This window comes from Streptomyces finlayi (assembly GCF_014216315.1).
Lineage (GTDB): Bacteria > Actinomycetota > Actinomycetes > Streptomycetales > Streptomycetaceae > Streptomyces > Streptomyces finlayi_A.
The window spans coordinates 1,304,648-1,326,305 of record NZ_CP045702.1 but is presented as its reverse complement, the minus strand read 5'-3'; the positions used below and the strand labels follow the sequence as shown (position 1 = coordinate 1,326,305).

Genomic DNA, 21,658 nt, shown 5'->3' with positions numbered 1-21,658 from the left:
TTGTCCAGGAAGCTCCTCAGCCCCCCGCTTCATGACCGCGCTCATCGTCTGCCACTTCGTGCTGGCGGCCTGTGCGGGCCCGTTGGTGCGCCGTCTCGGCAGACGTGCCTTCCTCGTACTCGCGGTGCCCCCGGCCGCCGCCACGGTCTGGGCGGCGGTCCGGTGGGAGGGCGCGGCGTCAGGGGAGCCGGTCAGCTGGTCGTGGCAGTGGATGCCGGCGTACGACGTCTCCGTGTCCCTGCGTCTGGACGCGCTCGCCGAACTGATGGTGCTGCTCGCGGCCGGCATCGGCACGCTGGTGCTGCTCTACTGCGCCTCGTACTTCGACGACGACGCCCCGGGCCTGGCCGGATTCGCCGGGAACCTGCTGGCCTTCGCCGGTGCCATGCTCGCCCTGGTCCTCGCCGACGACCTGATCTCGCTCTACGTGTTCTGGGAACTGACCACGGTCTTCTCGTTCCTGCTGATCGGATACGGCAGCGAGCGGAAGTCCAACCGCCGCTCGGCGCTCCAGGCACTGACCGTGACGGCGTCCGGCGGCCTCGCGATGCTCGTCGGCTTCCTGATCATCGGTCAGACGGCCGGCACCTACCGGATCTCCACGATCGTGGCCGATCCGCCCGAGGCCACGCCCGCCGTCTCCGTCGCCGTGGTCCTGGTGCTGTGCGGCGCCCTGTCCAAGTCCGCGATCTGGCCGTTCTCCCTGTGGCTGCCGAACGCGATGGCCGCGCCCACACCGGTCAGCGCCTATCTGCACGCCGCCGCGATGGTCAAGGCCGGGGTGTATTTGGTGGCACGGCTCGCCCCTGCCTTCGCCGACGTGCCGGTCTGGCGGCCCGTCGTCCTGGTGCTCGGCGCCGCCACCATGCTGCTCGGCGGCTGGCGCGCACTGCGCCTGCACGATCTCAAGCTGGTCCTCGCCTACGGAACCGTCAGCCAGCTCGGCTTCCTCACCGTCCTCGCCGGCGCGGGCAACCGCGACGCGGCCCTCGCCGCCGCTGTCATGATCCTGGGACACGCCCTGTTCAAGGCGCCCCTGTTCCTCGTCACCGGCATCGTCGACCATGCCGCCGGCACCCGCGACCTGCGAAGACTCTCCGGCGTCGGCCGGGCCCTGCCCCACGTGTGCGCGGTCGCCGTGCTCGCGGCCGCCTCCATGGCCGCGCTTCCTCCGTTCCTCGGCTTCGCGGCCAAGGAGGCGGCCTTCGAAGCGCTGCTGGAGGGGAACCCCGTGGACCGGTGGGTCCTGGCCGCCACGGTCGTGGGTTCGGCGCTGACCACCGCGTACACCGTACGGTTCGTGTGGGGCGCCTTCGCCCGTAAACCCGGCGTCCCTGACACCCCCGTACACCGGGTGGGCCAGGCCTTCCTCGCGCCTCCCGCCCTCCTGGCGGTCTGTGGCCTGGTACTGGGGCCCGGCGTCGGCTGGACCGACCGGCTGTTCGCCGCCTACGCGGACACGTTCCCCGCGCCCGCACATCCGTACCACCTCTCCCTCTGGCACGGCTTCGGCATCGCCCTGCTCCTGTCGGTGCTCGCCTGGGCGGGCGGTGCGGTGCTCTTCGCCGGGCGCTCCACCGTCACCCGGATCTCCCGGCGGATCGCGTGGCCGACAGCGGACAGCGTCTTCGGCCATCTCCTCCTCGGCCTGGAACGCCTCGCCCTCCAGATCACCGGTTTCGTCCAGCGCGGCTCGCTCACCGGCTATCTGGCCACCATCCTGGCGGTGCTGCTGGCCGGACAGCTGGCCGTGCTCGTGACCGACCGGCCCTGGCGCGGGGTGGCGGGCCCCCGGCTGTGGGACGTCCCGCTCCAGGGCGCCGTGGCGGTGCTGACGTGCGCGGCCGGGCTGTCCTGTCTGACGGTCAGCCGCCGGATGAAGGGCGTGGTCCTGGCGGGGCTGACCGGATACGGGGCCGCCCTGCTGTTCGTCGTCCAGGGAGCACCCGACCTGGCCCTCACCCAGTTCTGCGTCGAGACCGTGTCGATGGTCGTGTTCGTGCTCGTCCTGCGCAGGATGCCGGTGCGCTTCGAGGAGTCGGTCAGTGCCTGGCGGCGCGCCGCCCGCATCCCGCTCGCGCTGGCCGCGGCGGGCACGGTGGGCGTGGTCGTGTGGGTCGCGGCGGCGGCACGCACCGCGGAACCGGCGGGCGCCGCGATGGTCGAGGAGACCGCACGGCACGGACTCAAGGACGTGGTGGCCACCATCCTCGTGGACCTGCGGTCCTGGGACACGATGGGGGAGTCCGCGGTGCTCGCCGCCGCGGCGATCGGCGTGACCAGCCTGATCTACCGGCACCGCCGCAGCGAGGGACCGATGGCTCAGGAGGATCTACGGGGGCGCACCGCCTGGTCCCTGACCACTTCCCGGCTGACCGGACTGCCGCACGGGGACGAATCGGCACCCGAGCGGAGCTGGCTGGCGGCGGGCGAGACCCTCGCGCCGGAACACCGCTCCGTCGTCCTGGAAGTGACGGCGCGGCTGCTCTTCCACCCCATCCTGGTCCTCTCCGTGTACCTGCTGTTCTGCGCGGAGAACATGCCGGGCGGCGGATTCGTCGCCGGGCTCGTCGCCGGAGTCGCCCTGATCATCCGCTATCTGGCGGGCGGCCGGTTCGAACTGGCCGAGGCGGCGCCGCTGCAGCCGGGACTCTTCACCGGCCTGGGACTGATCCTGACCACCGGCGTCGCGCTGCTCGGACTCGTCAAGGGCACCGTCCTGCTCGCCTGGTCGCACAAGGGGCACCTGCCCGTGTTCGGGGACTACCACCTCGGCTCGACGGTCCTCTTCGACGCCGGGGTCTATCTGCTGGTCCTCGGAGTGGTCCTGGACATCGTGCGCGCACTCGGCGCCAAGATCGACCGGCAGATCGAACGGGCCGCGGGTGTCCCCACCGAGGCCGGGAACCCGGCGGGAGGTGCCGGCCGGTGACGGTCAGCCTCTCGCTCCTCGTCCCGGGCGTGGTGCTCTGCGCGGTCGGCGGCATCCTGATGCTCACCCGGCCCCTCACCCGCATCCTGCTGGGCGCCGTGATCGCCGGCAACGGCATCAATCTGCTCATCCTGGCCGCCGGCGGACCGGCCGGCCGTGAGCCGCTCCTCTACGGCGTCCCCCTGCACCGGGTCACCGACCCGCTGCCGCAGGCGATCGCGCTCACCGCCATCGTCATCACCCTCGCCACGACCGCGTTCCTCCTGGCCATGGCCTACCGCAGCCACCAGCTGACCGGCACCGACGAGGTGCACGACGACCTGGAGGACCGGCGCATCGCCCTGCGCATCGAAGTGATGGAGCAACGGGCCGTACTCCGCGCGGAGTACCGGAGCGGGTCCGAGCCCACCAGCGGCGACCGCGCCCGCTACCGGGACGAACACCGCCGTCTCAGCGAGCGGCTCCGCGCCGACCGTGCCCTCCAGGCCCGCGGCCGCGACGCGTCGGGCGACCTCTGGCACGACGTGCTGGGCGCGGACCCGGAGGACTACGCGGCCGAGCAGCGGGGCGACGCGTCCGAAGAACCCGACCGAGGAGCCCCCGGATGAACGCACTCGTCCCGCTGCCGGTGCTGCTGCCGCTCTGCGCCACCGGCCTCAGCCTCGCCTTCGGCACCCGTCTGAAACGCTTCCAGCGTTTCATCAGCGTCACCGTGCTCAGCGCGGTGCTCGCCCTCTCCGTCGCCCTGATGATCGCCGCGGACCGCGGCGGCCCGCTCTCCGTCGACCTCGGCGACTTCGCCCCACCGCTCGGCATCACCCTGGTCGCCGACCGGCTGTCCGGACTGATGCTCACCGTCTCCTCGGCCGTCACGCTCTGCGTGCTGGTCCACTCCCTCGGCCAGGGCATGGCCGACCGGGACGAGGAGACCCCGGTCGCCGTCTTCCACCCCGCCTACCTCATTCTCGTCGCAGGGGTCTCCTGCACCTTCCTCGCCGGCGACCTCGTCAACCTCTACGTCGGCTTCGAGATCATGCTCCTGGCCAGCTTCGTCCTGCTCACCCTGGGCGGCACGGGCCCGCGGATCCGCGCGGGATCCACTTACGTGATCATCTCGCTGTTCTCCTCGATGGTGTTCCTGATCGCCATCGCGGCGACGTACGCGGCCGCGGGCACCGCCAACTTCGCCCAGCTCGCCGTACGGCTGGGTGAACTCCCCCTCGGCGTGGAGACCCTGATCCACGTCACGCTGCTCGTCGTCTTCTGCGTCAAGGCCGCGGTGTTCCCCCTCGCGGCCTGGCTGCCCGACTCCTACCCCACCGCACCGGCCCCCGTCACCGCCGTCTTCGCCGGACTCCTCACGAAGGTCGGCGTCTACTGCATGCTGCGGACGGAGACGCTGCTCTTCCCGGGCGGCCGGCTGGGCGGCGTGCTGATGACCGCCGCGCTCGCGTCCATGGTCATCGGCATCCTGGGCGCCGTCGCCCAGACCGACCTGAAGCGAGTGCTCTCCTTCACCCTCATCAGCCACATCGGCTACATGGTCTTCGGTGTCGGTCTCGCCACCCGCGAGGCGCTCGGCGGCGCCGTCGTCTACGTCGCCCACCACATCACCGTGCAGACGACGCTCTTCCTCGTCGCGGGGCTCATCGAGCGGCATACGGGCACCACCGAACTCACCCGGATCGGCGGCCTCGCCAAGGCCGCCCCCGTGCTCGCCGTCCTCTTCTTCGTACCCGCGATGAATCTGGCCGGGATCCCGCCGCTCTCCGGGTTCATCGGAAAACTGGGCCTCGTGCGGGCCGGGGTCGCCGACGGAGGCGCCATGGCCTGGATCCTGGTGGCCGGGTCGGTGGCCACCAGTCTGCTGACGCTGTACGTGATGGCGAAGGTCTGGAACCTGGCGTTCTGGCGGGCCGCCCCGCCGGGGCAGGCCGCGGACGGCACGGTCCTGGAGTCCGACGACGCGTCCGACGACGACGCCGACGCGGGCCCCGACCGGATGCCGGGCACCGGCGACGAAGTGGTGCGCGACTACCACCCGGCCGGCCGCGCGGTGGCGGCCACCCTGCACGGACACGCGGTCACCACCACCACCCGGCTGCCGCGCACGATGCTGGGGGCCACCACGGCGGCGGTGGCCCTCGGGCTGGCGTTCACCGTGTTCGCCGGTCCCCTGACCTCGTACACCGACCGCGCGGCTGCCGAGATGCTCGCCCGGACCCCCTACGTCGAGGAGGTGCTCGGCCGGTGAAGCGGGTACTCAGCCTCTCCTTCCGCAACAAGGAACTCCCGCCCTTCAGCTGCGAGTTAGGCGAACGCCGCCGGGTGCTCGATCTGCCGCTGATCGCCTGGCTCACCCTCATCTGGGTGCTGCTGTGGTCCACGCTGTCCTGGGCCAACGTCATCACCGGCCTCGCCGTGTCGGTGGCCGTGTGCCTGGCGTTCCCCCTGCCGAGGGTCGACCTCGGACTGCGTCTGCGCCCCTGGGGCATCCTGTGCCTCGCCACGTACCTGCTCTACGACATGTACACCTCGGGTGTGCGGGTCACCCGTCAGATCTTCGACCGACGGTCCCACCTGAGCGCCGTCATCGGCGTCCCGCTGCGCTGCCGCAGCGATCTCATGCTCGCCGCGACCGCCGTCGCCGTGTCCAACGTGCCGGGCGGATCCATCGTCGAGGTACGCCGTTCGACGGCCACGCTCTTCCTGCATGTGCTCGACGCGGACAGCCCCGCCGCTCTGGACGCGGCGCGCACGTCCGTGTGGCGCATGGAGAAGCTGACGGTACGGGCCTTCGGCACCCGCGAGGAGATCGCCCGTGTCGGCGAGCCGCCCCCCGACCTCCCGTGGACCGGCCCGGGGAGAGGTGCCGCATGAGTGCTCCCGAGACCTTCGACCGGATCGTGCTGACCGCCGCCGTGGTGATGATCGTCGTCGCCGGGGCGCTGCTCCTGATCCGCATCCGGCGCGGCCCCTCCATGCTCGACCGGGCCATCGCGCTGGACGTGTGCGCGGCCCTGATCATCGCGGGACTCGGAGCCAAGTCCGCCTTCTCCAGGGACCCCTACTACTTCCCGATCATGATGGTGCTGGCGTTCCTCGGTTTCACCGGCTCGGTGGGCATCGCCCGCTTCATCGCCGTACGCGACCGGCCGCAGTCCCGCGCGAACCCGCCGCCCCCGGCCGCCACCGGAACGAAGGAGGGAGCCGAGTGAGCCCCTGGTACCAGATCGCCGACACGGCCGGCGCCCTCCTCGTCCTCATCGGCGCGGCCACCTCCCTCCTCGGCGTCATCGGCATGCTGCGGCTGCGCGACGTCCTGTCGCGCAGCCACGCCGCCACGAAGCCGCAGACCCTCGGCCTGCTCCTCGTCCTGATCGGGGTCGGGCTGCGGCTGGGCGTCGGCATGGACCTGGCCACCCTGGGCCTGGTCGTCTTCTTCCAGATGATGACCGGCCCGGTCGCCGCCCATCTGGTGGCCCGCTCGGCCTACCGCACCGGCCAGATCGACCACGAGCGGCTGCTCTTCGACGAGCTGGACGAGCAGCTGACCGAGGAGCGCTGACCGACGTCCACACGTGTCCGGTGCGGCGGTTGCTCCTGGCGGTGATGGTCCGTCCGCTGCCGTCCGTGCCAGTCCTGTCGGTCCACGGCCGGTGTCTCCCTCGGTAACCGAGCCCCGATCGTGGAACGCGCGGCCGGGCGGCGCGAGCGGAGCCGGTCCGCGCGGGTGAGGGGCCCCGGGCGGGCCAAAGGTGAACAGGGTCCACAGGGAGGATCTCCGCGTGCCATGATGCGGACACCGCTGGACGCTGGGGGGCGTATGAGAAGCACAGGTACGGTGCTGCGCGAATTGCGCGGCGCGCAGAAGACCGCCAAGGGCGTATCGCTCTACTCGCGTCATGTGAACCGGCCCGCGGGGCGGGTGCTCGCGGCCGGGGCCTACCGGCTGGGACTGTCACCGAACCAAGTAACGCTGGTCAGTGCCGCGTTCACCTTCGCCGCCATCCTGACGGTCGCGCTCGCCGAGCCTTCGTGGGCGCTCGGCGTGGCCGTCTACGCGGGCCTGGCCGTCGGCTTCGCATTCGACTCGGCGGACGGCCAGCTGGCCCGGCTCACCGGGAAGGGCGGCCCCGACGGCGAATGGCTCGACCATGTCGTCGACTGCGCCAAGATGATCCTGGTCCACACGGCCGTACTGGTCTCGTTCCACCGCTTCGGCGCACTGTCCTCGGACGGCTGGCTGTTGCTGCCGCTCGGCTTCCTGTTCGTCGCGGTGCTCACCTTCTGCGCCGGACTGCTCCGCGAGCAGCTCGGCAAGGCGGCGGCAGCGGCCCGCCCGGCCCCGGTGGACGGGGCCGCGGGCCCGGTCTCCCGGGTGCGGGCCGTGGCGCTGCTCCCCGCCGACTACGGGGTGTTCTGCCTGGTGTTCCTGCTGTCCGGCGCACCCGGGGTCTTCCTCGCCGGGTACGCCGCGCTCGCCGCCGTGCACGCCCTGTTCCTCGTGGCGTTCCTCACGAAGTGGTTCAGGGAGCTGAGAGCGCTCCGGGCGGACTGACCAGCACGTCGAGCGCCCGGCGCAACTGGGTGCTGGAGGTGTGCACGGTGTACGGGAAGTAGACGACCTCCACGCCGACTTCGGCGAAGTCGCGCTCCAGTCGGAGCCCCTTCTCCGTGCCCCTCCAGTCGTCGCCCTTGAAGATCACGTCGAAGCGGACCTGCTGCCAGGTCTCGACCTTGTCCGGCACGGTCTCGACGAACGCGGCGTCCACGAAACGTACGCTCCGGACGATCTCCAGCCGCTCGGGCAGAGGTATCACCGGCTTGTGGCCCTTGGCGAGCGCGGCCATCTCATCGGAGACGACCCCGGCCACCAGGTAGTCGCACTGACTGCGCGCATGCCGCAGGATGTTCAGGTGTCCTACATGGAACAAGTCGTACACACCCGGTGCATATCCGACTCTGTGCACCATCCGCTGTCTCCCCCCGGAAATATCGGTATCGGTGTAGATCTCCAACGACCTTACTGTGAAGAACACTTGGGCAAGCCGTGAACGGATAAGCTCGCTCCGGGGACTGTTCCATGGGGGGAGCAGTGGCTGTTCCGGGGGGAAGGCGACCGAACCGATGTCCGCTGCCGAAGATCACCGAACGTTCGAGGACCGCAGACTGCTGGTGGTCTCGACCAACTACGCGCCCGAGCTGACCGGCATCGGCCCGTACGCCACCCAGCTCGCCGAGCACTGGGCCGCGTCCGGAGCCGGCGTCCAGGTGCTCACCGGCATGCCGCACTACCCGTCCTGGAGCCTCGACGCGCGATACCGAGGGGTCTGGCGGACCCGTGAGGTCCGGTCCGGAGTCGTCGTCCACCGCCGCAGGCACTACGTGCCGCCCCGACAGACCGCCCTGCGCAGAGGCGCTTTCGAGGCGACGGTGCTGGCGCACGGGCTCCTCGCGCCGCCGCCGGGCCGCCCCGACGCGGTGATCGCCCAGATGCCCAGCCTCGCGGGCGGCGTCATCGGAGCCCGTATCGCCCGCCGCCACCGCGTCCCGTACATACCGGTCGTCCAGGACCTGATGGGCGCGGCCGCCGCCCAGAGCGGCATACGGGGTGGCGGCAGGGCCGCGGCCATCGCCGCCTCGGCCGAGCGGTACGCCCTCCGGGACGCCGCCCTCGTCGGCGTCATCCACGAGACCTTCGTGCCGGGGGTCACCGCGCTCGGCGTCCACCCGGACCGCATACGCGTCGTCCCGAACTGGACACATGTGGAGCCCCCGTCCGCCGACCGCTCCGCCACCCGCGCCCGGCTCGGCTGGCCCGAGCACACCCCGGTCCTGCTGCACTCCGGGAACATGGGCCTCAAGCAGGGCCTGGAGGTCCTCCTCGACACGGCCAGGCTCGCCCCGGACGTCCGCGTCGTACTGATGGGCGACGGGAACCAGCGCGAGACACTCCGTGCCCTCGCCGGCACCCTGCCCAACATCGACTTCCTGCCGCCCGCGGGGGCCCAGGAGTTCACGGACGTCCTCGCTGCGGCCGACGTCCTCGCGGTGACCCAGCGGGCCTCCGTACTCGACATGAGCGTGCCCTCCAAGCTCACCTCCTACTTCGTCTCCGGCCGGCCCGTCGTCGCATCCGTGGCCGAGGAGGGCGGCACCGCCGACGAGGTACGCCGCTCCGGAGCCGGAGTCCTGGTCGCACCCGAGGACCCCGCCGCGCTCCTGGCGGCCGTACGCAAACTCACCGAGGACGCCACCGCGGCCGAGGTCCTGGGCGCCCAGGGCCCGCGGTACGTCGCACACCATCTGGGCCGCGAGGCGGGACTCGCACGCTTCGACGCCCTGCTCACCGAGGTCCTCGGGAACGCTCAAGGGAGACCACCGCGATGACGCATCCGATCCGTGCCCTGGAGGAACAGGACGAACCGGCGCTGCTGCGGGACCAGTTCCGCCAGCTCCTGCGCTACCGCGCGCTCCTCGCCGTCGGCGTGATCGTCGGGCTTCTCGGCGGCGGCTATCTCGCGCTCAGCGGCGCGGACACGTACACCGCCACCGGCGTCGTCCTCGTCCGCTCCGCCACCGCCGACCCGTTCGCCACCGGCGCCTCGGCGGACAAGGGCATCAACATCGGTTCCGAACGGCAGACCGCCGCCAGTGACACCGTGGGCGAACTGGCCGCCGACGCCCTGGCCAAGGACGCCGACCCGGTCGACGCCGGTGACCTGCTGGCCGGCCTCCAGGTCACCAACCCGCCCAACACGCTCACCCTGCGCTTCTCCTACACGGGCGCCACCCCCGAGCAGGCCAGATCCCGCGCCGAAGCGCTCGCCGACGCCTACCTCGAACACCGCAGACAGCGCACCGAGGACAGCATCGAGAACATGGCGGAGGGCTACCGGGCCCAGCTCAAGCCGCTGGAGGAGAAGCGCGACCTGCTCGAGGACCAGGTCGGCGCGAGCGAGGCCGACGACGTGAGCAGCGCCCGCGCCAACCTCATCGTGTCCATCTCCGAACTCAGCCGCAAGATAAGCGAGTTGCGGGCCCTGGACAGCACGCCCGGCTACCTCAACCAGAAGCCCGTCGCCCCGCGGGAGCCCACGGGCGCGGGCCTGCCCATGCTGCTCGGCCTCGGTGGCGTGGTGGGCCTCGCCCTGGGCCTCCTCCTGTCGTGGGTACGCCTCGTCTTCGACCCGTCGGTGCGCTCCACCCGCGAGCTCGTACGCGCCCTCGGCGCTCCGGTGCTCGGCACCCTGCCCCGGGAGCGCGGCGCCCCGGACAGCCTGCTCGCCATCGGGCGGGGCGGCAGCAGACTCGCCGAGGAGTACCGGGCCGTGGCCTTCCGCCTCGCCTACGACCCCTCGTTCACGGAGAGCCGCCGACTGCTGGTCACCGCACCGCGCGGCGACAACGCCGCCGCGGCCGGCGCCGCCGCGAACCTGGCCGCCGCCTTCGCCGAGATGGGCCGCGACGTCCTCCTCGTCGAGGCCGATCTGCGGACGCCGTCGCTGGCCCGCGAACTCGGCTCGGCGGCGTACGAGGCCAGGCCGCCCCGCTGGGCGGCGGACGACAACGGCACCTGGCCATCGGGCAGCCGCTCCAACGTGGACGTGCCCGGCTCCGGCGCCTTCACCCTCGTCGCGGGACGGCGAGTCGACAACGTGCCCCGCGCGCTGACCTCCGCCCCCGTCGGCCGCATCGTCGCCGAGGCCGACCGTCCCGGCACCGTCGTCATCGTGCTGGCCCCGCCCGTCCTGGCCTACGCCGACGCCGTGGCCCTGGTCGACCGGGTGGCCGGCGTCATGATCGTCTGCGACCCGCGCGAGGTGCACCGCAGCGACGTGGAGCGCATCCGCGAGATCATCAGCGCCTCCGGCGGCTCGGTGCTGGGCGTCCTCCTGCACCCGGGCCGCGGACGCCTCGGCTCCAAGGACCGCAAGAAGTCCCCGCGGCGGCGCAGCGGTCCGGCCGCACGGACGGACGGCCCCGACCCCGACGACCCCGCGATCACCGGCGACCCCACCGAGACACTCGGGCTGCGTGCCTTCGACGCCTCCGCGGGGCGCCGGTGAGGGCACGTACCGCGATCGCCTGCTCGGTCGCGGACCAGGGGGTCACCGCCCTCACCAACATCCTGGTGCTGGTCGCGGCGGCCCGGCTCTCCACCGTCGCCGACTTCGCGCGCTTCTCCGCCGTCTACCTCGTCTTCAGCATCCTGCTGGGTGCCTCCGGCGCCTACACCGGACAGCCGCTGGTGCTGAGACGCGGCGCGGACGACGAGACCCGGGGGGCCTGCCGGTCGGCCGTCGCCTTCACCCTGCTCGCCGCCACGGCGCTCGGGACACTGCTCGCCACCGTCTGTCTGCTCGTCCCGGGCGACACGGCACGCGCCCTGATGATGCTCGGGCTCGTGCTTCCGGTAGTCCTCGGCCAGGACGCCATGCGTTACGCCTTCTCCACCCTGAGCCTGCCGCACCTCGCCCTGCTCTGCGACGTCCTGCGACTGGCCTGCGTGCTGGGGTCGCTGGCCGTGCAGCCGCACGGGGCGGGGGCGGCGCGCCTGGTCACCGTCTGGGGGCTCTCCGCGCTCCCGGCCCTGCTGCTTTCCGCCACCCTGCTGCACCGGCGGACCGCGGGGACACCGCTGAGGGTGCGCCCCCTGCTCCGGCGGGGGCACCTCGGGCAGCGGTTCGTCGTGGAGTTCGGCGTCGGCAACGCCACGAGCCAGCTCTCGGTGCTCGGCCTCGGGGCCGTCGGCAGCCCCCTGGTCGTGGGCGCGCTCAGGGGCGCCACCACCCTCTTCGGCCCCCTGAACGTGCTCTACACCTCGGCCACCGGCTTCGGCCCCCCGCTGCTCGGCCGTCTCGGCTCCCGGCGGCGGCAGGTGAGGGCCACGGCGGCACTGGGCGCCGTCCTGGCTGCGACCGCGGCCCTCTGGGCTGCCGCGCTCGCGCTGCTGCCCGACGCGGCGGGACGCGAACTGCTCGGCGACACCTGGCCCACGGCAGCCGCGCTGCTGCCCGCGACCGGCAGCCAGTACGCGGCGATGGCCGTCGGCACCTGCGGTCTGCTCGCGCTGCGGATGCTCGACCCCCGTACCACCCTGTCCATCCAGGTGGTGTTCTCGCTGGCCGCCGTGGCCTTCCTGGCAGGCGGTTACGCGCTCGGCGGTGTCACCGGGGCCGCCTGGGGCCTGTGCCTGGGGTCCGTGTGCAAGGCGGTCGCCACCTGGACCCGCGTCGTGCGGCTGCGGGCCCGGGAAACCCCGGGGCGCGAGACCGTCAGCGCGAGCGCTGTCCGCTCCGGGTCCTGAAGCTGGTCACGAGCAGCAGGCACAGGACGGCGATCGCGAACTTCCCGGCGGACTGGAGCAGCGGACCGCGCAGCAGGATGAAGGTGTATCCGGCGATGAGCGGCGCCGCGATCGCCAGCACACTGCCGGGTCCCGGACCCGCCCTGGTCACCGCGATCGCGAACCTGCGGTCCGTACGGGCCGCCCCGTAGCCGATGAGGGCCAGACCGCCGGCCATGCCGGTGGCACCGAAGTCGACCCAGAGCTCGGTCCACAGCGGCGCGGAGAGATTGGTCATCTTCATGCCCATCCACTGACCGACCCGGACACCGGTGTCCTCCGGCTTCCCGCTCCACACCGCGCGTGGCACGAAGAACAGGGCCGAACCGGCCAGTTGACGGCCGTAGGTGTGGCCGCGGGTGTCGACCCAGGAGATGGTGTTGGCGAACATCACCGTCTGGTCGTAGTCCTTGGTGGCGAGCGGCTCGAAGACGGACGCCGACTCCGCGGGCGGCTTGTACCCTTCGGCGTCGTACCGGAACCGGTCCGCGTACGGGAACAGCACCAGCGCTCCCACGACGCCCATGGCCAGGACCGAGCGGTAGATCGCCGCGCTGCTGGGGAACGCGGTGAACAGCAGCGAGACCAGCACGGTCAGGAACCAGTAACGGGCGTTGGAGATGGGGTTGTTCACGATCAGGTTCAGCGCCACCAGCGCCACCCACACCAGGACCGTCGACGGTGAGCGCCGGGCCCTGCGCGACGTCGCCAGACGACGGGTGCAGAAGAGCAGCGCGATCAGGGCGGGTACGGTGCCGAAGCCCTTCAGGAACGCCGAACCCACATTGGACTCGGTGGACACGACGCCGCTCTCCGCCACCGACGCGCTGATCTCCTGCCGGCTGCTGAAGAAGATCGCGGGCCCGCCGAGCTTCAGGATGTAGTACCCGCCGGCCACGAACGCGATCACGACCAGCAGCGTCAGCCGCCCCTGGTGTGCCGTCGGGCCCGCCCTGCCCTGAGCCCCCGCGCGCCGCCGCAGCGGTCGCCGCGCGGCCAGCAGCGCCCCGAGGTCGAAGGCGGCGCAGCCCAGCAGGATGAGCCCGATCGCCGTCACCAGGTCGGACCGCGGGCCCACCATCGGGGTCGGCGTCTGCCCTATGACCGCCTGGGCGAGCGGTGCCACCCCCATGGCGATGTAGACGAACATCCAGAAGACGCCCTGGAGCAGCCGTCGCCCGGTGGACAGGATCATCGTGGCGAGCCGTGCCCCCGAGTAGCAGGTGAGGACGAGCTGCAGCCAGAACGCGTTGTCGCGGACACCGGTGCCCGGCTGCGCGACGATCACCGCCGGAAGGAAGCAGACCAGGCCGAGAATCATCGGGACCGCGAGCGCCCGCGAGAGCATCGCCCACGACATGGGCTTCGCGACGGACTCGACCTGCACGGATGTCATGCGCTCCCCGCTCCGTGGACCGACCTGGGAACACCTTAACGAATCAACGCACTTGGGGGGATGCCCTGACTATTCTGTGAACAGTCGGCCGAGGTTGAGGGGGACCCTGGTGAAGATTCTGCACGTCGTCACGCTCCACACTCCGGACCACGCGTTCGGTGGCCCGACGAGAGTCGCGCTCAACCTGTCCAAGGTGCAGCGCGCCCAGGGCGACGACGCCCGGATCATGGCGCTGGGTGACGGTTTCGACGGCGAACTCCCGGATGCCGTCGAGGGAGTTCCGGTCCATCTCTTCCAGGCCCGGCACGTGCTCCCCGTGTTCGAGGTCAGCGGCATCACCTCAGGTGCGCTGCTGCGCGCCGCGCGCCGCATGATGCGGGGCGCCGACCTCGTACACGTCCATCTGATGCGCGACCTCGTGACCCTGCCCGTAGCCCTGCTGGCCCTGGCCACCCGTACGCCGCTGGTCGTCCAGACCCACGGCATGGTGGACCCGACGGAGAAGCGCGTCGCCCAGCTCACCGACCTGCTCGGAGTCCGCAAGGTGCTGCGCGGTGCCGACGCCGTCCTGCACCTGACGGAGACGGAGCGGCTCGATGTGAACGCCGTGGCCGCCCCGGTCCCGCTGACCCGGACCGTACGGCTGGTCAACGGCGTCCGCCCGCAGGAGCGCAAGCCCGCCCGGGACCCGGCCCGGCCCCCGACCGTGCTCTTCCTCGCCCGTATCCAGGAGCGCAAGCGCCCTGAGGACTTCGTCGCCGCGATGCCGGCCGTCCTGGAGAAGTACCCCGACGCGCGCTTCGTCCTGGCAGGCCCTGACACGGGTGCGCTGCCCGGCACCCTCGCACTCGCCCGCAGGCTGGGTGTGGCGGACTCGCTCGACCACGTGGGGCCCCTCGGACACGAGGAGGTGCTCTCGGCCGGACGGGAGGCCGACGTGTACGTACTCCCCTCGATCGAGGAACCGTTGGGCGTCTCCGTCCTCGAAGCCATGTCCGTCGGTACCCCCGTCGTCATCACCCGTACCTGTGGACTCGCGCCCGATGTGGCCGAGGCGGGCGCGGGTCTCGTCGTCGAGAGCCGCCCCGGCGAGGACGCCGCCAACGCGGGGAAGGTCGCGCAGGCCGTCCTGGACCTGCTGGAGCCCGAGGCCAACGAACGCGCCGGCGAGGCGGCGTGGGGCCTGGTCAACGGCCACTTCACCATCGAGGCCGTGACCGGAACCCTCCGGCGGACCTACGAGGATGTGGTCCGCCGGAGCCGCCGGTAGCTCAACGCGACGTTCCCTCACGTGACTTCAGCGCGATCTGCCACCGGTAGAAGCTCATCGCCAGCGCGAAGTCGAGCCCCGCACGGCCGTCGAGGAAGCCCCGCCGGTAGACGTACATGTACGCGAACGACACCAGGGGCTTGAACGGCGCCTTGTGGAACAGCTGGCCCTGGCGGGACTTCACCTTCCGTACCTGCTCCTTGACGTCCGGGTGGTGCTCCAGCCACGCCTCCCAGTCCGAGTAGCGGTTGTGCCGCTCGAACCAGGCGGTGACGGGATCGAGGTCCTGGTGCTCGATCGGGTTGACCAGCGCGGCGCTCGTCGGGGCGACGGGCTGGTAGTGCCCCTCCACCTCACCGATCCCGGGGGCGTCGAGGTCGCCGACCTCCGGATAGTGGCAGCGGGTCCGGTCCGTCAGGGACCGCTTGCGGATGGTGTACCCGTGCCGCAGCCGCTTCCCGGAGAACCAGTAGCCCAGCGGTATGTCGTACGCGGCCGGCTTCTCGGCGGCCGGATCGGAGAAGATGGTCCGTAGTTCCGCGAGCAGCCCGGGACTGAGCCGCTCGTCGCCGTCGAGCACCAGGATCCAGTCCAGGTCGGTGCGGACGTGGTCCAGGCACCACTGCTTCTTACGGGGATGGCCGCCGTCCCAGGTGTAGGTGACCACCTCGGCCCCGCACTCCTCAGCGATCTTCGCCGTGTCGTCCGTGCTGTGGGAGTCCACCACGACGACCGCCTCGAAGTGGCCGAGTACCGATTTCACCGCCTCGGCGATGTTGAGACCCTCGTTCTTCGTGGGGATCGCGACCGCGATCGGCAGCTTGCTCAACTGTTGTCTCCTTCGGGCAGCCAGGCGTAGCAGCCTGTGGAGGTGAAGGTGCGCGCCGTGCGCGGGATGGTGATCCGCGTCGGCTTCCCGGTGTCGGACGACCCCGAGTCCAGGGCCTTGCCCGACCCGTCCTCGATCCGCCAGGTGCAGTCCTTGGTGGGCGCGGCCGAGCGGTAGCTGCCCGGCCGGAGCTTCTTGCCCGTGTGGGTGCCGTCGGCGTAACCGAGGGCGGCCTCGTCCACCAACTCCTGCTGTTCGGTGCACAGATGGGCGACGGCGTCCGGTGCGTCCGGGATCTCGCCGGTCACGATCGAGCCGACGGCGGTGTCCCGGTCGACCTTGACGAGGTAGCGGAGCTTGTCGCAGGTCTCCTGCCCGGTCTGGAGCACCGCGGCCGGGTCCATGCCCACGGGGACCCGGTCGGTCAGGAACTCCTTCTGCTTCCTCGTGAACGACCCGGTGGCCGGGGTGATCCGGTCGGTGGGCACCTTGGGGGCCTCACGGGTCGCGCTCGCGGAGGCGTCGGGGGCCGGCTCCTGCTCCCGGGCCGTGGCCGAGGGTCCGGCGACGGGGGGCCCGGAGGCCGCGGATGCTGTGGCACCCGCGGCCTGCGGCCCGTTCCCCTCGGCGGACGAGCCGCAGGCGGCCAGCGCCGCCGTCAGTACGACGACGGCGGCGCCGGCCAGGAACGGATACTTCATCAGCCCGTCCTCAGGGCGTAGTGCGCGCTGACCTGGGAAGCGCTCAGCGCGGTCGGGTAGACAGCGGTCTCGTCGAGCTGACCGGCGAAGAAGTTGCTGGTCGGACGGCTCGGCCAGCTGCCGAGGTTGTCCCCGCCGACCCGCCAGTAGCCTGGGCTGGACTCGTTGCCGGTGTACAGCCAGTTCGACGCGCGCAGCTGCCCGTCCACGTACAGCGCCATACCGCCGGTGCCCTGGGTGGCGACGACGTGGTGCCAGTTGCCGTCGTTGTAGGCGCCCAGCGAGGTCACCGTTCTGGCCCCGCCACTGTAGACGCCGAACACCAGCCGTCCGTCGTTGCGCATGTACACGTGCCTGTCGTACGAGGAGCTGTTCTGCATCACCCGGTTACCGAAACCGATGATCTTGCCGCCCCGGGTGGTGGTGGTCTTGATCCAGGTCTCCACCGAGAACCGGGCCGGTGCCGGGCGCCGCTCGTTGCTGTACGCGTAGTCGGCACTCCCGTCGAAGCCGATCGCGGTCGAATCGCCCGCGACGGCGGCCGGGGTCTGCCGGTAGGCGGGCCCGTTGCGCAGGAACCCGTTGTCCAGGCCGGGGCCCGTGTCCGACGCGAAGGACGACACCCCTTCGTCGTACCGCCAGTACAGCGAGGCCCCGTCGCCGAGGACCCGCGCCGGATACGCCCCGGCCGTGGCCGAGACGGTCGCGGACTGGGACGGGGACTTGGCGCTGGTGTTGATGCCGTCGCTCGCGGTGATCCGGTACGAGTGGCTCTCGCCAGGCGCGACGGCGGTGTCCGTCCACCGCAGCTGCGGCCGGTCCCAGAAGACGGAGTAGCCCGTCGTGGTGTGGATCGGGGTGGTGGCTCCGTCCTTGTAGATCCGGTAGGTCAGCTCACCGTCGTCGGTGTCGAAGCTGGTCTGCCAGTTGACGTCGATCCGCCCAGGAGCGACCGTCGACAGGCTGACGTTGGGCACCCACGGGGCGCCGGTGTCCGGACCGTCGGCGAACCGCGTCAGTCCCTGCTGGCCCGCGCCGTTGACTTTGGTGAACTCACCGCCGACCCACAGGTAGTGGCGGCCTGCGCTGTCCGTCTGGGCCATCACCCGGGGCCCGACCGGCTCACCAAGGCCGTCGTTGGTGTCCGGGAACCAGGGCAGCAGCTTCGGATCGTCGACGGACTGGGCCAGCAGGTGCTTGCGCGGCTGGTCGGGGAACGCGCCCATGCTGGAGCAGTCATGGGCGTGGCTGCCGCTGTACAGCACTCCGGAGTGGACCAGTACGGACTGGGTGGCCCCCAGACAGGTGTCGCGCCAGCGCTGCTGGAAGTCGTCGAGGTCGACCGCGATCCTGCCATCGAAGACACCGCCTCCGGTGCCCTCGTTGGCCGTGTAGAAGCCGGTGGCGTCCGTGGTCAGGTCCTTCACCGTGGACGCATTTGGGATGAAGCCGGGGTAGCTCTTGGTGAGCGCTCCCGTGGTGGCGTCGACCACGGCCAGTGCGTGCGAGGCGGTGCCGTTGACGGTGAAGAAGTCGCCGCCGAGCAGGACGTTCTGCCCGTCCGGCGTCACTTCGACGGCCCGGGCCACCTCGTCCGTGTTCGCCGTCCACGGCAGCAGGTCCGCGCCCGTGGTGACGGCGGCGAACTTGTTCCGGGTCTGCCCGCCGACGTTGTTGAAGTCACCGCCCAGATAGACGGTGTCGGCAGTGACGGCCAGGGCCCGTACGGTCGCCGTGACGCTGATCTTGAAGTCCTGGCGCGGGGTGCAGGTCGCCGTGTCGATGGCCGCGATGTTGCTGACGCCCACCCCGTTGACCGAGCCGAACTGGCCGCCCGCGTAGAGGGTGTCGCCGTCCGGGGAGAGGGTCAGTGCCCGTACGGTCGCCGTCCCGGAGGCGAGGGTGAACGACAGGTCGCACCCGATCGGTGCTCCCGTCCCGGCGTCGAACGCGGCGAAGTTCACCGCGGGCTGCTCGCCCGTGCCGGCCGCAGCGTCCGGCGGCCGGATGGTGGAGAAGGTTCCTCCCGCGTACACGACCCCGTCGGTCGCTGCCATCGACCAGACGATGCCGTTGGTCTGCCAGGTGGTGAGGTCGTCCGCGGTGATCGACACCGGCGGTGTCAGCGCGGCAGCCGGTGCGGCTCCTGCCGCTGTGGCGGTCAGGGCCCCGGCGAGCAGGCACAGCGCGGCGGATGCGGCTCGCACCCGTCCACGAGGCTTCCCGGATCTCTGCCCCGTACTTCCGTTCATCATTCAGCTCCGAAGGTGAGAACGAGCTGCGGCCGGTAGGCCGCGGATGATGACTCGCTCGACCAGATGCGCAGACTGTCCGTCCCGCTGCTGGTCAGGGCGAGTGAGTAGGCGGAGCCGAGCGCCCCGCCCAGTGCGGACGCGTTCAGGTCCACCGAGTAGCCGGTGGAGACCGAGGCCGCGTCCGTGATGGTCCCCAGCACGGACGCGGACAGCGCCGGCCGGGTGTTGTAGGTGACCGCCGACTCGGTCCAGGCACCGGTGACCGGTACCAGGGTGTGGCTGTCGGTGGAGCCCGACGTCGCGTCCGACGAGGTGCGGAAGTCGATGCGGGCGCCGGTGAGTACCTGTCCGGGTGGGGCCGCGGGCAGGGTGTAGCGCAGATGGCCCACATACGGCGTACTGCCGCGCGAGGCGAGCTGGCTGTCGTTGTACGTCGTGTTCGCCGCGACCCCGTTGACGTACGCGTCCTCGGCCGGTGCGATTGTGAGCGTGGTGCCGCCCGCCGGGGGAGCGGCGTCCGCCAGGTCGTGGTGGGCGGCCACCTGGGCGGCGGTCAGCGCGCCCGGGTAGACCGCGGTCTCGTCGATCTGACCGGCGAGGTAGGTGCTGGCCGGCCGGTTCGGCCAGGCGTTGCTCATGGCGTCGCCGCCGACCCGCCAGTAGCCGTTGTACGAGCGGTGTCAGTGCGGCGGCCGGCGGCGCGACGGCCCCCGGCGGCGGACAGCACACAGGAGGCGAGGGCACCGCAACGGTTGCGTCCGAGGCGTCCCGGCCCGTTCATCGGTGCACCCGGACGGCCGCTCCGCTGAGCTGGTCGTCGAGCCGGCGGATGTCGGCGTCGACCATGATGCGGGCCAGCTCCCCCGACTTCACCGAGGACTTCCAGCCGAGCAGCTCCTGCGCCTTGGAGGCGTCCCCGATCAGCGCGTCCACCTCGCTCGGCCGCTCGTACTTCGGGTCGTAGCGCACATGCTCACGCCAGTCGAGCCCGGCGTGCTCGAAGGCGCACTCCAGGAACTCCCGCACGCTGACGCCCTCCCCGGTGGCGACCACGTAGTCGTCGGGGGTGTCGCGCTGGAGCATCCTCCACATCGCGTCCACGTACTCGGGGGCGTACCCCCAGTCGCGGACGGCGTCGAGATTGCCGAGGTGCAGCCGGTCCTGGAGCCCGGCCTTGATCCGGGCCACCCCACGGGTGATCTTCCGGGTCACGAAGGTCTCACCGCGGCGCGGCGACTCATGGTTGAACAGAATGCCGTTGACCGCGAACATCCCGTACGCCTCGCGGTAGTTGACCGTCGCCCAGTACGCGTAGACCTTGGCGACGCTGTACGGGCTGCGGGGGTGGAACGGCGTGCGCTCGTTCTGCGGCGGCGGGCTGGCGCCGAACATCTCGGACGAGGACGCCTGGTAGACCCGGGCGTCGATGCCACTCGCGCGGACGGCCTCCAGGAGCCGCATGGCGCCGAGCCCCGTGACGTCACCGGTGTAGAGCGGTGCGTCGAAGGAGACCCTGACGTGGGACTGCGCCCCCAGGTTGTAGACCTCGTCGGGCTGGATGTCACGCAGCAGGTTCACCAGCGCGACGCCGTCCGCGAGATCGGCGTGGTGGAGGACGAAGGAGCGCCCCGCCTCCTCCGGGCCCTGGTAGATGTGGTCGATCCGCTCGGTGTTGAAGCTCGACGAGCGGCGTATCAGGCCATGGACCGTGTACCCCTTCTCGAGCAGCAGCTCCGCCAGATACGAACCGTCCTGGCCGGTCACACCGGTGATGAGTGCGGTCTTCGCCATGGTCCACCCCTTCTGTCCGCCGGCAGGCGGTCGTTCACCGAAATTTCGGAGTTTGAGTGTTCTGTGGTAAAGGTCACTGACTCACACGGCTCCTGGCAGAATCCGAGCCATGACGTCTGATCTCCCCGGCCCTCCCCAGGAATCCGTCCGCCCCCTGCTACGACCCGGCTCCCGCATATTCGTCGCGGGCCACCGGGGTCTGGTCGGCTCGGCGCTGGTGCGCCGCCTCGCGGCCGACGGCCACGAGGTGCTCACCCGCGGCCGGGACCTCCTCGATCTGCGCGACAGCGCGCCGACCGAGGCGTATCTGCGCGACGTCCGCCCGGACGTCGTCGTACTGGCCGCCGCCAAGGTGGGCGGGATCATGGCCAACAGCACCTGGCCGGTGCAGTTCCTGGAGGACAACCTGCGCATCCAGCTCAGCGTGATCGCCGGGGCGCACGCGGCCGGCACCGAGCGGCTGCTCTTCCTCGGCTCCTCCTGCATCTATCCCAAGCACGCCCCACAGCCCATCCGCGAGGACTCCCTCCTGACCGGCCCACTGGAACCGACGAACGAGGCGTACGCACTGGCGAAGATCGCCGGGATCACCCAGGTCCGCTCGTACCGCAGGCAGTACGGCGCGTCGTACATCAGCGCCATGCCCACCAACCTCTACGGCCCCGGCGACAACTTCGACCTGGAGACCTCGCACGTTCTGCCCGCCCTGATCCGCCGGTTCCACGAGGCCAAGCAGGACGGTGCTCCCGAGGTGACCCTGTGGGGCTCGGGCAGCCCCCGCCGCGAGTTCCTGCACGTCGACGATCTCGCCGCAGCCTGTGTCCGGCTGCTGGAGTCCTACGACGGGGAGGACCCCGTGAACATCGGCTGCGGGGACGACCTGACGATCCGCGAACTCGCCGAAACAGTCCGCGACGTGACGGAGTACCGGGGAGAGATCGCCTGGGACACGTCCAAGCCCGACGGCACTCCGCGCAAGCTCCTGGACGTCTCCCGGCTGACCTCCCTCGGCTTCGAGCCACAGATCCCGCTGCGCGACGGCATCGCGCGAACCTATGCCTGGTGGCTCGGCCAGCGGTCCCCGCGGAGCTGAGGGGGCGGGCCGGCCGCCATGCCGTGTACGGGCTCCTCG

The 21,658-nt window shown here is 71.3% G+C and carries 19 protein-coding genes; 12 read left to right on the top strand and 7 right to left on the bottom strand.

Annotation, left to right across the window (positions count from 1 at the left end):
• Positions 1–31: 31 nt before the first annotated feature.
• The 7 genes from F0344_RS06105 (at position 32) to F0344_RS06075 (ending at position 7,493) form a co-directional block, all read left to right on the top strand.
• Positions 32–2,932 carry a Na+/H+ antiporter subunit A gene (locus F0344_RS06105; protein ID WP_185297800.1) on the top strand — a complete coding sequence of 967 codons (2,901 nt, stop codon included), beginning with the start codon at positions 32–34 and terminating at the stop codon, positions 2,930–2,932.
• A complete protein-coding gene (locus F0344_RS06100; RefSeq protein ID WP_185297799.1) occupies positions 2,929–3,540 on the top strand; it encodes a Na(+)/H(+) antiporter subunit C in 612 nt (203 codons plus the stop codon). Before F0344_RS06105 ends, F0344_RS06100 begins: the two co-directional genes overlap by 4 nt.
• Complete coding sequence (locus F0344_RS06095) at positions 3,537–5,186, top strand: Na+/H+ antiporter subunit D (protein WP_185297798.1); 1,650 nt, start codon at positions 3,537–3,539, stop codon at positions 5,184–5,186. The genes F0344_RS06100 and F0344_RS06095 overlap by 4 nt, the downstream gene beginning before the upstream one ends.
• Positions 5,183–5,812 carry a Na+/H+ antiporter subunit E gene (locus tag F0344_RS06090; protein WP_185297797.1) on the top strand — a complete coding sequence of 210 codons (630 nt, stop codon included), beginning with the start codon at positions 5,183–5,185 and terminating at the stop codon, positions 5,810–5,812. The genes F0344_RS06095 and F0344_RS06090 overlap by 4 nt, the downstream gene beginning before the upstream one ends.
• Positions 5,809–6,150, top strand: a complete 342-nt coding sequence (locus F0344_RS06085; RefSeq protein WP_185297796.1) for a monovalent cation/H+ antiporter complex subunit F — start codon at positions 5,809–5,811, stop codon at positions 6,148–6,150. Before F0344_RS06090 ends, F0344_RS06085 begins: the two co-directional genes overlap by 4 nt.
• Positions 6,147–6,500, top strand: a complete 354-nt coding sequence (gene mnhG, locus F0344_RS06080; RefSeq protein WP_185297795.1) for a monovalent cation/H(+) antiporter subunit G — start codon at positions 6,147–6,149, stop codon at positions 6,498–6,500. Before F0344_RS06085 ends, mnhG begins: the two co-directional genes overlap by 4 nt.
• A 258-nt stretch (positions 6,501–6,758) precedes the next feature.
• Positions 6,759–7,493 (top strand): CDP-alcohol phosphatidyltransferase family protein, encoded by a 735-nt coding sequence (locus tag F0344_RS06075; protein WP_185297794.1) that lies wholly within the window; start codon positions 6,759–6,761, stop codon positions 7,491–7,493.
• On the opposite strand, the gene F0344_RS06070 is transcribed toward F0344_RS06075, so the two are convergent.
• Positions 7,462–7,908 carry an adenylyltransferase/cytidyltransferase family protein gene (locus tag F0344_RS06070; protein WP_185297793.1) on the bottom strand — a complete coding sequence of 149 codons (447 nt, stop codon included), beginning with the start codon at positions 7,906–7,908 and terminating at the stop codon, positions 7,462–7,464. The two genes, F0344_RS06075 and F0344_RS06070, sit on opposite strands and share 32 nt — an antisense overlap.
• 154 nt (positions 7,909–8,062) lie before the next feature.
• Here F0344_RS06070 and F0344_RS06065 point away from each other — a divergent pair, with 154 nt between their 5' ends.
• From F0344_RS06065 to F0344_RS06055, 3 genes are read left to right on the top strand one after another with little or no spacing between them, the layout of a single operon-like run.
• A complete protein-coding gene (locus F0344_RS06065; protein ID WP_185297792.1) occupies positions 8,063–9,325 on the top strand; it encodes a glycosyltransferase in 1,263 nt (420 codons plus the stop codon).
• Positions 9,322–11,004, top strand: a complete 1,683-nt coding sequence (locus F0344_RS06060; RefSeq protein ID WP_185297791.1) for a lipopolysaccharide biosynthesis protein — start codon at positions 9,322–9,324, stop codon at positions 11,002–11,004. The genes F0344_RS06065 and F0344_RS06060 overlap by 4 nt, the downstream gene beginning before the upstream one ends.
• On the top strand, positions 11,001–12,245 hold the full coding sequence (locus F0344_RS06055) for a hypothetical protein (protein WP_185297790.1): 1,245 nt from the start codon (positions 11,001–11,003) through the stop codon (positions 12,243–12,245). The genes F0344_RS06060 and F0344_RS06055 overlap by 4 nt, the downstream gene beginning before the upstream one ends.
• Here F0344_RS06055 and F0344_RS06050 read toward each other — a convergent pair.
• The gene (locus tag F0344_RS06050; RefSeq protein ID WP_258049698.1) at positions 12,214–13,680 is read right to left on the bottom strand and encodes a hypothetical protein; all 1,467 of its coding nucleotides are present in this window, start codon (positions 13,678–13,680) and stop codon (positions 12,214–12,216) included. The genes F0344_RS06055 and F0344_RS06050 overlap by 32 nt on opposite strands.
• A 109-nt stretch (positions 13,681–13,789) precedes the next feature.
• On the opposite strand from F0344_RS06050, the gene F0344_RS06045 reads away from it, so the two are divergent.
• Positions 13,790–14,950: a glycosyltransferase gene (locus F0344_RS06045; RefSeq protein ID WP_185297789.1), complete on the top strand. Its 1,161-nt coding sequence runs from the start codon at positions 13,790–13,792 to the stop codon at positions 14,948–14,950.
• A gap of 1 nt (position 14,951) precedes the next feature.
• Here the strand turns inward: F0344_RS06045 and F0344_RS06040 are convergent, their stop codons facing one another.
• From F0344_RS06040 to gmd, 5 genes are all read right to left on the bottom strand, one after another.
• A complete protein-coding gene (locus tag F0344_RS06040) occupies positions 14,952–15,779 on the bottom strand; it encodes a glycosyltransferase family 2 protein (RefSeq protein WP_185297788.1) in 828 nt (275 codons plus the stop codon).
• Positions 15,776–16,480 carry a hypothetical protein gene (locus F0344_RS06035; RefSeq protein ID WP_185297787.1) on the bottom strand — a complete coding sequence of 235 codons (705 nt, stop codon included), beginning with the start codon at positions 16,478–16,480 and terminating at the stop codon, positions 15,776–15,778. Before F0344_RS06035 ends, F0344_RS06040 begins: the two co-directional genes overlap by 4 nt.
• Positions 16,480–18,735 (bottom strand): LamG domain-containing protein, encoded by a 2,256-nt coding sequence (locus F0344_RS06030; protein ID WP_185297786.1) that lies wholly within the window; start codon positions 18,733–18,735, stop codon positions 16,480–16,482. Before F0344_RS06030 ends, F0344_RS06035 begins: the two co-directional genes overlap by 1 nt.
• Positions 18,732–19,373 (bottom strand): CBM96 family carbohydrate-binding protein, encoded by a 642-nt coding sequence (locus tag F0344_RS06025; RefSeq protein WP_185297785.1) that lies wholly within the window; start codon positions 19,371–19,373, stop codon positions 18,732–18,734. Before F0344_RS06025 ends, F0344_RS06030 begins: the two co-directional genes overlap by 4 nt.
• A 139-nt stretch (positions 19,374–19,512) precedes the next feature.
• Positions 19,513–20,526, bottom strand: coding sequence for a GDP-mannose 4,6-dehydratase (gmd, locus tag F0344_RS06020; RefSeq protein ID WP_185297784.1), 1,014 nt, complete (start codon positions 20,524–20,526; stop codon positions 19,513–19,515).
• A gap of 109 nt (positions 20,527–20,635) precedes the next feature.
• Between gmd and F0344_RS06015 the strand changes: the two genes are divergently transcribed.
• Positions 20,636–21,619, top strand: coding sequence for a GDP-L-fucose synthase family protein (locus F0344_RS06015; RefSeq protein WP_185297783.1), 984 nt, complete (start codon positions 20,636–20,638; stop codon positions 21,617–21,619).
• Positions 21,620–21,658: the final 39 nt, after the last annotated feature.